Annotated in this window: 14 protein-coding genes; all 14 read left to right on the top strand. The window is 39.4% G+C overall.

Annotated elements, in window-relative coordinates; genetic code table 11:
• The first annotated feature begins 39 nt into the window (after positions 1 to 39).
• The 14 genes from prfB to uvrA all read left to right on the top strand — a co-directional run bounded on the left by prfB (position 40) and on the right by uvrA (position 15,928).
• A protein-coding gene (gene prfB, locus H5R88_RS03200) for a peptide chain release factor 2 (RefSeq protein WP_372457368.1) occupies positions 40 to 1,156 on the top strand; the annotation gives its coding sequence in 2 pieces (ribosomal slippage) (positions 40 to 111 and positions 113 to 1,156; 1,116 coding nt in all).
• A gap of 29 nt (positions 1,157 to 1,185) precedes the next feature.
• Entirely contained in the window at positions 1,186 to 1,521 is a 336-nt protein-coding gene (locus H5R88_RS03195) for a PspC domain-containing protein (protein WP_182577941.1), read from the top strand.
• A complete protein-coding gene (locus tag H5R88_RS03190) occupies positions 1,521 to 1,877 on the top strand; it encodes a phage holin family protein (protein WP_182578108.1) in 357 nt (118 codons plus the stop codon). The genes H5R88_RS03195 and H5R88_RS03190 overlap by 1 nt, the downstream gene beginning before the upstream one ends.
• A gap of 14 nt (positions 1,878 to 1,891) precedes the next feature.
• Complete coding sequence (gene hprK / locus H5R88_RS03185) at positions 1,892 to 2,854, top strand: HPr(Ser) kinase/phosphatase (protein WP_182577942.1); 963 nt, start codon at positions 1,892 to 1,894, stop codon at positions 2,852 to 2,854.
• Entirely contained in the window at positions 2,855 to 3,682 is an 828-nt protein-coding gene (lgt, locus tag H5R88_RS03180) for a prolipoprotein diacylglyceryl transferase (protein ID WP_182600213.1), read from the top strand.
• Positions 3,683 to 3,707: 25 nt separating this feature from the next.
• Entirely contained in the window at positions 3,708 to 4,724 is a 1,017-nt protein-coding gene (locus H5R88_RS03175; RefSeq protein ID WP_182577944.1) for an NAD(P)H-dependent glycerol-3-phosphate dehydrogenase, read from the top strand.
• 64 nt (positions 4,725 to 4,788) lie between these two features.
• Positions 4,789 to 5,703 (top strand): UTP--glucose-1-phosphate uridylyltransferase GalU, encoded by a 915-nt coding sequence (galU, locus tag H5R88_RS03170; RefSeq protein ID WP_182577945.1) that lies wholly within the window; start codon positions 4,789 to 4,791, stop codon positions 5,701 to 5,703.
• A 211-nt stretch (positions 5,704 to 5,914) separates the two neighbouring features.
• The gene (trxB, locus tag H5R88_RS03165; RefSeq protein WP_182600211.1) at positions 5,915 to 6,847 is read left to right on the top strand and encodes a thioredoxin-disulfide reductase; all 933 of its coding nucleotides are present in this window, start codon (positions 5,915 to 5,917) and stop codon (positions 6,845 to 6,847) included.
• Between the two features lie 356 nt (positions 6,848 to 7,203).
• Complete coding sequence (locus tag H5R88_RS03160) at positions 7,204 to 7,710, top strand: acyl-CoA thioesterase (RefSeq protein WP_182600210.1); 507 nt, start codon at positions 7,204 to 7,206, stop codon at positions 7,708 to 7,710.
• Between the two features lie 89 nt (positions 7,711 to 7,799).
• Positions 7,800 to 9,527, top strand: coding sequence for a phospho-sugar mutase (locus H5R88_RS03155; protein WP_182600209.1), 1,728 nt, complete (start codon positions 7,800 to 7,802; stop codon positions 9,525 to 9,527).
• A 265-nt stretch (positions 9,528 to 9,792) separates the two neighbouring features.
• Positions 9,793 to 10,431: a YfbR-like 5'-deoxynucleotidase gene (locus tag H5R88_RS03150; RefSeq protein WP_182577949.1), complete on the top strand. Its 639-nt coding sequence runs from the start codon at positions 9,793 to 9,795 to the stop codon at positions 10,429 to 10,431.
• A 104-nt stretch (positions 10,432 to 10,535) separates the two neighbouring features.
• The gene (locus H5R88_RS03145; RefSeq protein ID WP_003666419.1) at positions 10,536 to 10,808 is read left to right on the top strand and encodes a hypothetical protein; all 273 of its coding nucleotides are present in this window, start codon (positions 10,536 to 10,538) and stop codon (positions 10,806 to 10,808) included.
• Between the two features lie 225 nt (positions 10,809 to 11,033).
• Entirely contained in the window at positions 11,034 to 13,049 is a 2,016-nt protein-coding gene (gene uvrB / locus H5R88_RS03140; protein ID WP_182600208.1) for an excinuclease ABC subunit UvrB, read from the top strand.
• Between the two features lie 14 nt (positions 13,050 to 13,063).
• Entirely contained in the window at positions 13,064 to 15,928 is a 2,865-nt protein-coding gene (gene uvrA / locus H5R88_RS03135; RefSeq protein WP_182600207.1) for an excinuclease ABC subunit UvrA, read from the top strand.
• Positions 15,929 to 15,991 lie beyond the last annotated feature (63 nt).

Below are 15,991 nucleotides of genomic sequence, written 5' to 3'. Positions count from 1 at the left end.
GGTACCGCTGCCGTATTGTTGTATAACGGAGGCTTGATGGTGGAATTAAGTGAAGCAAAAAGACAAGTAGAATCGATGCAAAAAGAAGTTACGCACTTCGGGAGGTCTCTTTGACCTCGATGCACTAGATGAGCGTATTGCAGAAATTGAACAAGAAATGGCGCAACCAGACTTTTGGAATGATAACGAGCAGGCACAGAAAGTTATTGCAGAAAATAATGTTTTAAAAGAAAAACGGGATACTTTTGTAAATTTACGTGATCGAATTAGCGATCTTGAAACATCAATTGAATTGCTCACGGAGGAACCGGACAATGATTTACAAAGTGATTTTGAAACAGCATTTACAAAAACGCAAAAGGCCTTAGAACAGTACCGGTTGACACAGCTTCTTGATGGAGAATATGACGCTAAAAATGCGATCTTAGAAATTCATCCAGGAGCGGGTGGAACTGAAGCTCAGGATTGGGGTGAAATGCTTCTAAGGATGTATGTTCGTTGGGGTGAACAGCATGGTTTTACTGTAGAAACAGCGAGCTATGAAGCCGGTGATGAAGCAGGAATTAAAAGTGTTACGTTGTTATTTAAAGGGCATAATGCGTTTGGCTATCTTCGTAGTGAAAAAGGAGTCCACCGGCTTGTACGAATTTCTCCATTTGATGCGGCAGGTCGGCGGCATACATCATTCGCTTCGGTTGATGTAATGCCAGAGTTAGACGATAGCGTTGAAGTTAATATTGACCCATCAGATTTACGAATTGATACTTTCCGGTCTAGTGGAGCTGGTGGTCAGCATATTAATAAAACGGAATCTGCCGTTCGAATTACTCATATTCCGACGGGGATTGTAACGTCTTCGCAAGCTGAACGATCCCAACTTCAAAACCGAGTGACCGCAATGAATATGTTAAAATCAAAATTGTATGAGCTAGAAGAAGAGAAGAAAGCTAAACAACGGGCTGAAATTGAGGGTGAACAACTTGATATTGGTTGGGGTTCGCAAATTCGGTCATACGTTTTTCATCCTTATACCCTGGTTAAGGATAATCGAACAGGCTATGAAACTCATAATGGACAAGCCGTAATGGATGGGGATCTTGATCCATTTATTGATGCCTTTTTACAATGGAAACTTAGTCAAAAGAATCCCCAATAATTAATTTAGCTTGAAAGGAAGTGAGTAATGTGCGCGAAAGTCAGCATAAAAGGTTAACTCGCTCAGGATCAGATCGGATGATTGCAGGAGTATTTGGCGGAATTGGCCAATATTTTAAAATTCAACCGAATATTTTGCGGATTTTATATATCTTACTGACTATTTTTACTGGTTTTGTTCCGGGCATTATTATTTACATTATTTTGATAATAATAATGCCTGCTGATCCACAAAAGCCCGATTTACTAGGATTATTGAAGTCCTTCGGTGAATCGCAAAGAACATCTCAACAGCCTCATCAACGTTCTCGACGTACATTAACGAATGTCGAGGAGAAAGACATTAAAAGAAATGGAAGATCATGATGGAATTTTGGAAACGAGTATTGATTGATACAATCCTTTTTATTGCCCTTGCTGGTTTATTTGCCGGAACAGGGATGTTTTATATCACAAGCGCTTGGATTGCACCATTGGCAAGTTTTGTTTTGGCAATTTTAAACGTTGCGATTAAGCCAATTCTTGTAATCTTATCGTTACCAATCAATATCTTAACCCTTGGCCTTTTTAGTGTTGTAATTAATGGGATAATGTTACAACTAACATCAATGCTTGTCGGATCGGCAAACTTTCATTTTTCATCATTTGGCGCCGCGATGTTGATTGCGATTATCATGGCAATTTTCAATGCAGTTATCACAAGTCACGAGGATAGATTGTAAAGGAGTGGAGAAAAATGCCCAACAATGTAACGGTGCATGAATTAGTTGATAAGGTACGGTTAAAAGTCTTACAAGGAGGGGATTACCTCCAACGTAAAATAACAACTAGTGATATTTCACGGCCAGCACTTGAATTTGCAGGATATTTCAAGCATTATCCTGCAGCACGGATTCAGCTATTAGGAATTACTGAAACCTCGTTTGCTAAAGATTTAACTCATGAGCAACGTGAGGAATACATGACAAAAATGTGTATGCCGCAAACACCATGCTTTGTTATATCAACTAATTTGCCGATTCCGAAGGAGCTAAAGAAGGCGGCAGAAGATGCGAAAATTCCAATTTTGGGAACGCACTTAACCTCTTCACAAATTTTAAGTAACATGACCTCTTATTTACTTGAACGTTTGGCACCACGAAAATCTCTCCATGGTGTATTAGTTGATATAAGTGGGGTTGGTGTGTTGATTACTGGAGATTCGGGAGTTGGTAAGAGTGAAACAGCTCTAGAACTTGTTCGGCGAGGGCATCGGTTGATTGCTGATGATCGAGTAGAAGTGTACGCCCGTGATGAACAGACCTTGGTCGGAACCGCACCACAAATTTTAAAACACTTAATGGAAATTCGTGGGATTGGAATTATTGATGTCTCTACGCTTTATGGTACAGGGGCAATTATGCCTTCCGATCAAATTAATTTGATTGTTCATCTCGAAACCTGGACGCCCGATGTACAGTTTGACCGACTTGGTGACCGCGGAGATACCCAAACAATTCAAGGGGTTATTGTCCCTAAAGTTTCTGTGCCGGTTAAAACTGGTCGTAATTTAGCGATTATTATTGAATCAGCCGCAATGAATTATCGGGCTGAGACAATGGGGTATGATGCTACGGAAACATTTGATCGAAACCTTAATCAATTAATTAAGCAAAATTCAGAACGTGATCGTAAAACTAACAAGGGGTCGGCAAACTAGATGGCTAATCAAGGAATAAAAGCGGCCTTAAACCCAATTGCATTCCAAGGAGGTCCATTTACTATCCATTGGTATGGCATAATTATTGCTAGCGGAGTGGTACTTGCTCTTTTATTAGCGGTTCGCGAAGGAAAGAGACAAGGGATTTCTGAAGATGATTTTTATGATTATCTTCTATGGGCGCTCCCGATTGCGATAATTTGCGCCCGAATTTACTATGTAGTGTTTCAGTGGCGCTACTATTCTCAGCATCCGAGTGAGATTATTGCGATCTGGGATGGTGGAATTGCGATATATGGAGCAATTTTAGGTGGTTTTATTGTTTTACTTGTCTTTTGCCATTATCGTCATTTATCTAGTTGGTTGATGATGGATATTATTGCTCCAACGCTTATCATGGCTCAAGGAATTGGTCGTTGGGGTAACTTTATGAACCAAGAAGCATTTGGAGATATGACTACTCGGGCGCATTTAGTAGCTCAGCATATTCCAAATTGGATAATAAACCAAATGTATATTGGCGGGCACTATCGAATTCCAACATTCTTATATGAGTCATTATGGGATTTAACTGGCTTTGCATTGTTAGTGTTACTTCGTCATCGACAACACTTATTTCGCCGCGGTGAAATTTTCTTAACCTATGTGATGTGGTATGCGTTTGGACGATTTTTTATTGAAGGAATGCGGACCGATAGTTTAATGCTTGGCGACATTCGTATTTCACAGTTACTTTCGGTAGTATTTTTTGTTAGTGCATTAGTGATACTAATAATTCGACGTCATAAAAAAATTCCGTGGTATGATAACGGGGTAAATAAAGATTAATTTAATTGGATAAGGAGAAAGAATTATGGCAGAAAAAATTGCTGTTTTAGGTGCTGGTTCGTGGGGCAGTGTTTTAGCAAACATGCTTACAGAAAATGGCCACGATGTTACATTATGGTCTCGTAATGAGGAACAAGTTAAGCAATTAAATACTGAACATACCAATCCTCGCTATATGAAAGATTTTGTTTATTCTAATAAATTAACAGCTACAACAGACATGAAAGAGGCTGTTAAGGGAGCTAGTGTGGTACTGATTGTAATTCCAACAAAGGGTTTGCGGGAAGTGGCTAAGAAATTAAATTCCATTTTGACAGAATTACACCAAAAGCCGTTAATTATCCACGCGACGAAAGGATTAGAACAAAATACTTATAAGCGGCCATCAGAAATGCTTAGCGAAGATATTTCTCCTGAAAATCGTCAGGCAATTGTTGTTTTATCAGGTCCAAGTCATGCTGAAGATGTGGCGATTAAAGATATGACAGCTGTAACCGCTGCATGTGAGGATTTGGCCAGTGCAAAGAAGGCACAGAAACTATTTAGCAATTCGTATTTCCGGGTTTACACTAATGATGATGTGATTGGTGCGGAATTTGGGGCTGCTTTGAAGAATATTATTGCAATTGGGGCTGGTGCTATCCAAGGACTCGGTTATCATGATAATGCCCGAGCTGCCCTAATTACGCGTGGCCTTGCAGAGATTCGTCGTTTGGGGGTTGCATTTGGTGCTAACCCGATGACCTTTATTGGTCTCTCTGGCGTTGGTGACCTGGTTGTTACTGCTACCAGTAAAAATTCTCGAAATTGGCGTGCTGGTTATCAATTGGGGCAAGGGAAAAAGCTTCAAGATGTAATTGATAATATGGGAATGGTTATCGAGGGGGTTTATACTACCAAAGCAGCTTACGAATTAAGTCGCAAGCGTCAAGTACAGATGCCAATTACCGAAGCCCTTTACCATGTTTTGTATGAAGGCGAAGATATCAAATCTGCAATTTCTCAGTTAATGAACCGAGATCTTACTTCAGAAAACGAATAAATATGGTAAAATGCTAAAGGATGGATATTGAGAGAAATGGAAACATGGAAAGGGTTTTACAAATATGAAACGTGTTAGAAAAGCCATTATTCCTGCTGCTGGTTTAGGAACTCGTTTTCTTCCTGCAACAAAGGCATTGGCAAAGGAAATGTTACCAATTGTTGATAAGCCAACAATTCAATTTATCGTTGAAGAAGCGCGCAAATCAGGAATTGAAGATATTGTTGTTGTTGACGGAAAGAATAAACGGTCTATTGAAGACCATTTTGACTCTAATCCAGAGTTGGAAGATAATCTTCGTTCAAAGCACAAGGACGAGATGTTAAAGATGGTTGAAGAAACAACTGATGTTAATATTTACTTCATTCGTCAATCTCACCCACGTGGTTTAGGGGACGCTGTTTTAACTGCGCGTGACTTTATCGGGGATGAACCGTTTGTTGTTATGCTTGGGGATGACCTTAATAACATTAACAACAAGAATGAAGCTTTAACGAAGCAATTAATTGAAAGTTATAACCAAACCGGCGCATCAACTCTTGCTGTTATGCGGGTTCCTCATGAAGATACGGCAAAGTATGGTGTGATTAACCCTAGCAAGGAAGTTACGCCAGGCCTTTATAACGTAACTAGCTTCGTTGAAAAACCAGCTCCAAAAGATGCACCAAGCGATTTAGCAATTATTGGTCGCTATGTCTTTACTCCAGAAATCTTTGATGTATTAGCAAAGACTAAGCCAGGTAAAGGCGGCGAAATTCAATTAACGGATGCGATTGATACTTTGAACCAAACACAACGGGTATTTGCTCGTGAATACAAGGGTGACCGTTACGACGTTGGTAATAAGTTTGGCTGGGTTAAGACGAACATTGAATATGGTTTGGAACACCCACAAGTTAAAGATGAATTGCGTGAATACATTAAGGAATTAGGTGCAAAGCTTAGTGCCGAAGATAAGCAAAATAATTCTAAGAAGTAAGGGCTAGTATTAGTCTTTTAACAAAAATAAACTTTCAAGATCCCTATAACGAATCTTGAGAGTTTATTTTTATTTGTAAAGGATATGTTACTTGTTATGATGCCCATTTAATAAATACTTTACTAGTAAAAAGTAAGCAAAATGATAGACAAAAAGAGTCAAAGTCGGTATGATATGAATAGCAAAAGATTATTCGAGGAGGAAGAGAGAAATGGCTGAAAGTAAGCAATATGATGTTGTGATTATTGGTGCTGGTCCAGGAGGGATGACTGCTGCTATGTATGCATCTCGTGCTAACCTATCTGTCCTAATGCTTGATCGTGGAATTTATGGCGGAAACTTGAATAATACTGCTGAAATTGAAAATTATACTGGCTTTAAGAGTGTTAAAGGTCCCGAACTTGCTCAGCAAATGTATGATGGAGCAACTCAATTTGGAGCAGAGTATGCCTATGGTACAGTAACTAAAGTAGAACTTGATGGTGACTTAAAAAAAGTTACTACTGATATGGATGAAACTTACATGGCTAAGGCGATTGTGATTGCTACTGGATCTGATCAACGCCACCTCAATGTCCCCGGTGAAGAAGAGTTTGGTGGCCGTGGTGTTTCATACTGTGCAGTTTGCGATGGCGCCTTCTTTAAAGGAAAGCACCTTATTGTTGTCGGTGGTGGTGATGCGGCCGTTGAAGAGGGAGTTTACTTAACTCAATTAGCTTCTAAGGTAACAGTTCTTGTTCGTCGTGATGAGCTTCGGGCTGAACCAATTATTCAAGCAGAAGCAATGAATAATGATAAGATGGAGTTTGTTTTTAACACTAGTGTGACTGAAATTCTTGGGGATGATATTAAAGTAACTGGGGTTAAAACCCATAATAATAAGACCGGCGAAGATGGTGAAATAGCTGCGGATGGTGTTTTCATTTATGTTGGTAATTTCCCAATGACAGCTGCTTTTAAGAACTTAGATATTCTTGATGATCAGGGTTGGGTAAAGACGGATGAACGAATGCAGACATCAGTACCAGGTATTTTTGCTATTGGAGATGTTCGTGAAACACCATTACGACAGGTTGCAACCGCTGTTGGTGATGGTGCAATTGCTGGACAACAAGTTTACCAATATATTAAATCGATGGATTAACAAAATGAGTGGGGGAACAGACTAAGCTAGGACGATGATCAGGAGATTAGGACAGCACGGGCTGATTATTGTTCGTACTTAGGCTCGAGCCTTGTGGCGACATGGGGTTAGTTCCGCGTTCTCCTGCTAATGTTCGTGAAAGTAGTTGAGGCTAAGAGAAAATAAAAATTTTCTCTTAGCCTCCTTTTTTGCTCTTAGCCCCCTTCCAAAGGATGGTACCTTACGAGGTATTAAGAAAAAATGGTTAGGAATTAATAGCAATTATCTAGGCCTAGTTAGTGAATTTCAAAAATCTAACAATGACCGCTAATGATTTGCTAAAATTTAATATAGTAATGACTAAGGAGGTACTTTAAATGGATGCAATCAAATGCAGTGATACCTTAGCAGTGTCAATTCATCGGGTTCGTAATTTAGATTTAAACGAACATAGAACAGTATATGGTGGACGGATCTTGGAATTGATTGATGGACAGGCCTCAGTAGCAGCGATGCGAGTAGCTCGAACAACGGTTGCAACAGCGGCAATGGATGAGATCCAATTTTTGCGACCGTTTGACCTTCAAGATTCAATGTGTATGGAAGCTTATGTGACAGGCTTTGGTAAGCGATCGATTGAAGTGTTTGCAAAGATAATTGGTGAGCACTTGATGACCGGCGAACGATTCCTCGGCTTTTATTGTTTTATGACTTTTGTAATTCTTGATCCTGAAAAGCAAATGCCATTTAATAAATTAATTCCAGAAACTGAAGAACAAAAGATGTTAATGGCAACATATTCTCAACGTGTTAAGCAACGCCAAATCCAACGGCAAAAACAGCAAGAAATTTTACCTCATATTTCAAATGCCAAGCCGTGGTAAAACTTTAGTAAAAACTTAAGTAAAAAGCGACAGATAACATTTTATGCGGTATACTAAAAAGCAGAGTATGACATAAAGGAGACATTATTGTGAGCTGGAAAGATACTTATAAGGTTTGGCAAGAACGAACAGATCTTGAACCAGACTTAAAGCAAGAATTAGCTGCAATGAGCGACGATAAAGAAATTGAAGATGCCTTTTACGGTCCACTATCATTTGGAACTGCAGGAATGCGGGGATTAATGGGGCCAGGAATTAACCGGATGAATGTTTACACCGTTCGGCAAGCAACTGAAGGTTTGGCAACTTTAATGGATTCATTGGGTGATGATATTAAAAAACGGGGAGTCGCTATTGGTTACGATTCTCGTCACAACTCTCGTAAATTTGCTCATGATGCTGCTCGGGTATTAGGTGCTCATGGGATTAGGGTTTACATCTATGATAATTTACGCCCAACGCCTGAATTGTCATTTGCAGTTCGTCACATGGGAACTTATGCGGGGATCATGATTACCGCTAGTCATAACCCTAAGGAATACAATGGTTACAAGATTTACGGTGAGGATGGTGGGCAGATGCCCCCTAAAGAATCTGACATGATAACAGGTTATATCCGTAAGATTGATGATATTTTTGATATTGCTTTAGCTGATGAACAAGAAATGCTGGACAATGGTTTAGAAACAATCATGGGTGAAGATGTCGATGCTGCATACCTTGCTAATGCCAAGGGTGTAACTGTTAATCCCGAATTAGCTAAGGAATACGGTAAGGATATGAAGTTTGTCTTTACCCCATTATGCGGAACTGGCCGAATGCTTGGTGAACGTGCATTACGCCAAGCTGGTTTTACAAATTATGAAATGGAACCAACCGAAGCACAACCAAATGGTGACTTCCCTGGCTTGGAACATCCTAATCCAGAATTCCCAGAGGCTTTTGTTCGTTCGATTGCTCTTGGCAAAAAGGTTGGTGCAGACGTATTGATCGCCACGGACCCTGATGCTGACCGGCTTGGATGTGCAGTTCGTCAACCAGATGGTGAATATCAATTGCTAACTGGTAATCAAATTGCTTCCATCATGCTTGCCTATATTCTCGAGGCGCATAAACAAGCTGGAACCTTACCAAAGAATGCTGCTGCGGTAAAATCAATTGTTTCTACTAACTTCGCTGCTAAGATTGCAGAAAGTTACGGCGTTGATATGATCAATGTTTTAACTGGTTTCAAGTGGATTGCTGACCAAATTCATCAATATGAGACTGGAAAAGCTGATCATACCTTTATGTTCGGCTTTGAAGAAAGTTATGGTTACCTTATTAAGCCATTTGTTCGGGACAAGGATGCTATCCAATCCTTAACGTTACTTGCTGAGGTTGCTGCTTATTACCGTAGTCGTAATATGACCCTTTACGATGGCTTACAAGAATTGTTTAAGAAGTATGGTTACTTCCGTGAAAAGACAATTGCTAATACTTATGCTGGTGTTGATGGTCCAGCTAAGATTAAGGCTTTAATGAAGAAGTTCAGAGAAGAAGCGCCAACTCATTTTGCTGGTCACCAAGTAGTAGTTACAGAAGACTTCGCTAATGGGACTAAAACTACAGCTGATGGTAAAGTAAGTGAATTAGGTATCCCAGAATCAAATGTATTGCGTTACATTCTTGATGATGATACTTGGATTGCTATTCGTCCATCTGGAACTGAACCAAAGCTTAAATTCTACATTGGTACAAGTGCCGATACCTTAGATAAAGCAAATGAAAAATTAGCTAATTTCGAAAAGGCTTTACAAGAATTTGCTGAAGAATAAAAATAACTGCGGAGAGGGAGAAATAACCTTCTCGACAGAGCTGTGGGTCAAGCAAGAATAATGATTAGCACGGCACGGGCTGGTTGTTGTTCAATACTTGGATTCGGGCCTTGTGGTGACGATAATTCCACGTTATCTTGCTAATGTTCGTGAAAGTAGTTGAGGCTGAGAGAAAACAAAAGTTTTCTCCCAGCCTCTTTCTTGAAATTTCACCAAAAAATTGTATGATTGTACAAATTAATTATTTCTTGGGGAGGAATTTACCATGGGAATGCATGAATATCTGAAAAGTTTAAGTGATCTTGAAATGATTAACCGTGCTCCAGGATATTTTAAATTTGAGGAACACAATGTGGCTGCCCATTCTTTTAAAGTAACTCAAGCAGCACAAATGCTTGGTGATATTGAAGAACAGTCTGGAAATGAAATTAATTGGCGTTCTTTATATGAAAAAGCCCTTAATCATGATTATACAGAGCGTTTTATTGGTGATATCAAAACGCCGGTGAAGTATGCTACCCCTGAATTACGTTCAATGTTAGCCCGGGTTGATAAATCACTAACAGAAAATTTTATTCAATCTGAGATTCCGGCTGAGTTCCGGGCGGCTTATGAACGAAGATTTGCGGAAGGAAAGGATGATACTTTAGAAGGTAAAATTCTCGCGGTTGCTGATAAGATCGATCTTATGTATGAATCATTTGGTGAAATTCAAAAAGGCAATCCTGAACCTGTTTATATGGATATCTATAAGTCAAGTTTGACCGCAATTATGGATTTTCGTGATATGACCAGTGTCCAGTATTTCCTTAAGAAGATTTTGCCTGAATTATTAAAAGATAATGCGGATAGTAATGCGAAAAATCAATTAGCGATTATTACTACACAAATTATTCAACAATAATTTATATTTTAGACTTCCCTTTTATCAAATAGTTGATTTTTGCAAACGCTTTCTTATAATAGAAGTAGAAGGTAAGGCTAACAAGGTAAAGGGAGGCGGCTAGGATGACACCAAGTTTATTTGCAGGGACATTTGCAATTTTAGTATTATGGTTAATCGTTGATATTATCTGGGAATTGAGTCGACCAAGAGATATTGTAATGCGGCGACTCTGTGCCTGGCTTAATCTTATTGCGATTATTGGTGGTTTTTCCGTATTTTATGGAGTAACCCATTTTGATAATGCTAATCTTGTTCCATGGTTTATTTGTTTAAATTGGATTAATGTTGTTGCCGCGGGCTTACAATTTTACTTTGGTTACTTTCGGCATAGTTAAATGATAAATAAAATTAATTATTTGAAGAAGTGGGTGAAAATAGTTTCGCTGAAGAGATTATTTTCTACTCACTTTTTTACTGTAAATTTATAGACGAATACATGTTTGGGTGATAAACTAATAACAGTAAATAATAAATAGTTAGTGATAAGTGGGATGCGGTAATTTATGAAGTTGCGATTCCACTTTATTTTATTTGACTGCGACGTAAGGGAGGAATTTCTTTTGATTTACCGGCAACCAGATAAAAAATTTGAACTAGTGTCAGAGTACAAACCAACCGGCGATCAGCCGCAAGCAATTAATCAATTGACCAAGGGAATTGAAGATGGTGAAAAGGCTCAAATTTTATTAGGGGCAACAGGAACGGGAAAAACATTTACAATCTCAAATGTAATTGCCAACGTTAATAAGCCCACCTTGATTCTTTCCCATAATAAGACTTTAGCTGGGCAACTCTATGGTGAAATGAAAAAATTTTTCCCTCATAACGCAGTTGAGTATTTTGTTTCCTACTATGACTACTATCAACCGGAAGCATATGTTCCATCTAGTGATACCTATATTGAAAAAGATGCGTCAATTAATGATGAAATTGATAAGCTTCGACACTCTGCCACCACTTCCTTACTGGAACGAAATGATGTAATTGTAGTTGCCTCGGTTTCTAGTATTTTTGGATTAGGGGATCCTCGTGAATACCAAAATAGTGTTCTTTCTTTGCGCGTTGGTCAAGAAATTGAACGTGATCGATTGTTGACAGACCTTGTTAATATTCAATTTGATCGCAATGATATTGATTTTCAACGGGGACGTTTCCGTGTTCGCGGTGATGTAGTTGAAATCTTTCCTGCATCACGTGATGAACGGGCATTGCGGATTGAATTCTTTGGGGATGAAATTGATCGGATTCGTGAAGTTGATGCATTGACAGGCGAGGTGATTGGCGACCGGGATCGTGTATCTATCTTTCCAGCTACGCACTTTATGACTAATGAAGAAGTCATGGATCGGGCGTTGCCACAAATTGAAGCTGACATGAAGAAACAGGTAAAGAAGTTTACTGATGAGGGAAAGCTTCTTGAAGCAGAGCGGATTCAGCAACGAACAACTTATGATATTGAAATGATGCGAGAGATGGGTTACACCAATGGAATTGAAAATTATTCGCGTTATATGGATGGCCGAAAGCCTGGTGAACCTCCTTATACCTTATTAGACTTCTTCCCTAAAGATTTCTTATTAGTTGTTGATGAGTCTCACCAAACTATGCCGCAAGTACGAGGAATGTATAATGGAGATCGTGCACGGAAACAAATGTTAATTGATTATGGGTTCCGTTTACCGAGTGCTCTTGATAATCGACCATTAAAATTACCAGAATTTGAAAAACATGTTAATCAAGTTGTATATATGTCTGCAACCCCTGGTCCATATGAAATGGAACAAACAGACCACGTTGCTCAGCAAATTATTCGACCGACTGGGTTGCTTGACCCAACAGTCGAAGTTCGCCCGGTAATGGGGCAAATCGATGACTTGGTTGGTGAAATAAACAAACGTATTGAGAAAAATGAACGTGTTTTTGTTACGACCCTGACAAAGAAGATGTCCGAAGACCTTACGGATTATCTAAAGGATATGGGGTTAAAGGTCAAATACCTTCATAGTGATATTAAAACTCTTGAACGGACGCAAATCATTCGGGATCTTCGACTTGGTAAATTTGATGTCCTTATTGGAATTAACCTCTTGCGGGAAGGGTTAGATGTTCCAGAAGTATCTTTGGTAGCTATTCTTGATGCCGATAAGGAAGGCTTTTTACGTAATGAACGTTCCCTTATTCAGACGATTGGGCGAGCTGCCCGGAATGAAAATGGGGCAGTGATTATGTATGCTGATACCATCACTGATTCAATGCAAAAGGCAATGGATGAAACAAAGCGACGGCGAACAATTCAGATGAAATACAATGAAGAACATCATATTATACCGCACACAATCATTAAGCCAATTCAAGAAGCAATTACTGTTACTAAGAAAGCAACGGATGAAACCGAAACAGATAATAGTGCTGAATTTACTGACAAAGATTTTGCAAAACTGGATAAAGAGGCCCAAGCAAAGATGCTTGATGAATTAACAGAGCAAATGCGTTCTGCTGCTAAGCGCCTTGATTTTGAGCAAGCTGCTACGCTTCGTGATACGATAATGGAACTAAAGACAAAAGTAAAGAAATAAGGAGGGATTATTTCGTGGCAAATGATAAGATCATAATTCATGGGGCACGGGCTCATAACCTAAAAAATATTGATATTACTATTCCAAAAAACAAGTTAGTTGTTGTAACTGGTTTATCAGGTTCTGGAAAGAGTTCTTTAGCTTTTGATACATTATATGCGGAAGGGCAACGGCGCTACGTAGAAAGTTTATCGGCTTATGCACGACAATTCTTGGGCCAGATGGATAAGCCGGATGTTGATTCAATTGACGGTTTATCTCCGGCAATTTCAATTGACCAAAAAACAACTTCCCATAATCCACGTTCAACGGTCGGAACAGTGACTGAAATTAACGATTTTCTACGCTTGCTATGGGCACGGGTTGGTACGCCAATCTGTCCGAACGATAATATTCCGATTACTAGTCAGTCCCCAGAACAAATGGTAGATCGGGTACTTGAATTGCCTGAACGGACACGCCTTCAAATTCTTTCGCCGGTTATTCGTGACAAAAAGGGAACACAAAAGAAAGTCTTTGAGACGATTAAACGTGAAGGATTTGTCCGCGTTCAAGTAGATGGTGAAACTTATGACCTAGATTCAGTCCCAGAGCTAGATAAAAATAAAAAACATACGGTTAATGTCGTGATTGATCGAATCATCATTAAAGAGGGGATTAGGTCGCGGCTATTTGACTCCTTTGAATCGGCTCTCCGCTTAAGCGATGGGTATGCGATTGCTGATGTGATTGGAGGAAAACCAATTCCATTTTCTGAACAATATGCTTGTCCCATTTGTGGTTTTACAGTTGGTGAATTAGAGCCACGTTTATTCTCCTTCAATGCTCCTACTGGTGCTTGTCCAGAGTGCGAAGGCTTAGGATTAAAACTTGAAGTAGATATTGATTTAGTGGTTCCTGACCAAACAAAAACCTTAAAAGAAGGTGCAATTGTTCCTTGGAATCCAATCTCATCGCAATACTATCCACAAATGTTGGAACAATTCTGCAAGTCGGTTGGCATTGATATGGATACTCCCTTCAATAAGTTGTCAAAAAAGCAACAGCAACAGATTTTGTACGGTAATGGTGAAACACCATTCCACTTCCATTATGAAAATGACTTTGGTGGCATTCGGGATGTCGATGTGCCATTTGAAGGTGTCATCAATAATATCAGTCGACGATACCGGGAGACTAACTCAGATTTTACAAGGGAACAAATGAGAAAGTATATGACTGAGCTTCCCTGTCCGGTTTGTCATGGTTATCGGTTAAATCAGCGGGCCTTAGCAGTAAAGATTGATGGGCGAAATATCGGTGAAGTTTCTGCTTTACCAATTAGTGATTCTCTTGAATTCTTCAAGAACATCAAACTTTCTGCACAAAAAAATGAAATTGCTAAGCCGATTTTAAAAGAAATCATTGATCGATTAACCTTTATGAAAAACGTTGGAGTTGAATACTTAACTTTAAGTCGTTCAGCTCGAACTCTTTCAGGAGGAGAAGCTCAGCGGATTCGGTTAGCAACCCAAATTGGTTCTAATTTATCAGGAGTAATGTATGTTCTTGATGAACCGTCAATTGGCCTTCATCAACGTGATAATGACCGTTTGATTGAATCGTTAAAGGCCATGCGTGATCTTGGCAATACACTTGTTGTTGTAGAACATGATGAAGATACCATGCGTGCAGCCGATTACATTGTCGATATTGGTCCTGGAGCCGGTGAAAATGGGGGTCAAGTGATGGCTGCCGGAACTCCTAAGCAAATTATGCGATCACGGAAGTCGTTAACTGGCCAATACTTATCAGGGAAAAAATTTATTCCAGTGCCTCAAGAGCGTCGAGTAGGTAACGGTAAGAAAATTACTATTACAGGAGCAGCAGAAAATAACTTAAAGGACATTACAGTTGATTTTCCACTTGGTGAGTTTATTTGCGTAACGGGGGTTTCTGGTTCAGGAAAGTCAACCCTTGTTAATATGATTCTAAAACGGGTCTTAGCACAAAAACTGAATAATAATTCGGCAAAACCTGGTAAGTACAAGTCGATTAGTGGAGTTGAAAACATTGAAAAGGTTATCAATATTGATCAATCTCCAATTGGTCGTACTCCACGGAGTAACCCTGCAACTTATACGGGGGTCTTTGATGATATCCGTGAATTGTTTGCCCAAACCAATCAAGCTAAAATGCGTGGTTATACTAAGGGACGTTTTAGCTTTAACGTTAAGGGTGGACGTTGTGAAGCCTGTCACGGGGATGGAATTATTAAAATTGAAATGAACTTCTTGCCAGATGTTTATGTACCATGTGAAGTTTGCCATGGAACCCGTTATAATTCAGAAACCCTTGAAGTAGAATATAAGGGGAAGAACATTTCTGAGGTTCTTAATATGACTGTTTCTGAGGCTCTTGACTTTTTTAGCGCGATTCCTAAAATTAAGCGTAAACTACAAACCATTGAAGATGTTGGTCTTGGTTATGTTCATCTTGGACAACCAGCAACTACTCTTTCAGGGGGGGAGGCGCAGCGAATGAAACTTGCTGCCGAACTTCACCGGCAATCTCATGGGAAGAGTTTTTACATTTTAGATGAGCCGACTACGGGATTACACATGGATGATATTAAGCGCTTATTAACAGTTCTTCAGCGCTTAGTTGACGCTGGTAATACTGTTTTAGTAATCGAACATGATTTAGACGTTGTCAAATCAGCGGATTGGTTAATTGATCTTGGCCCTGAGGGAGGAGCTGGCGGTGGTAATATTGTAGCCACCGGAACGCCGGAACAGGTGGCTGAAGTAAAGAGCAGCTATACTGGTAGATATTTAAAAGGGATGCTGGAACGTGATCAAAAGTGGGAAGAAGAACGAGTAGCTAAACAGAAAAAGTAGTTGCAATCTAATACCTCTAATGGTATTCTAATAAAAATTAAAGTACACGAAATGAGGAAACAA

Source organism: Limosilactobacillus agrestis, from assembly GCF_014145585.1.
Classification (GTDB): domain Bacteria; phylum Bacillota; class Bacilli; order Lactobacillales; family Lactobacillaceae; genus Limosilactobacillus; species Limosilactobacillus agrestis.
The sequence above is the reverse complement of the archived record's forward strand: the minus strand, read 5'-3'. Positions and strand labels throughout refer to the sequence as shown.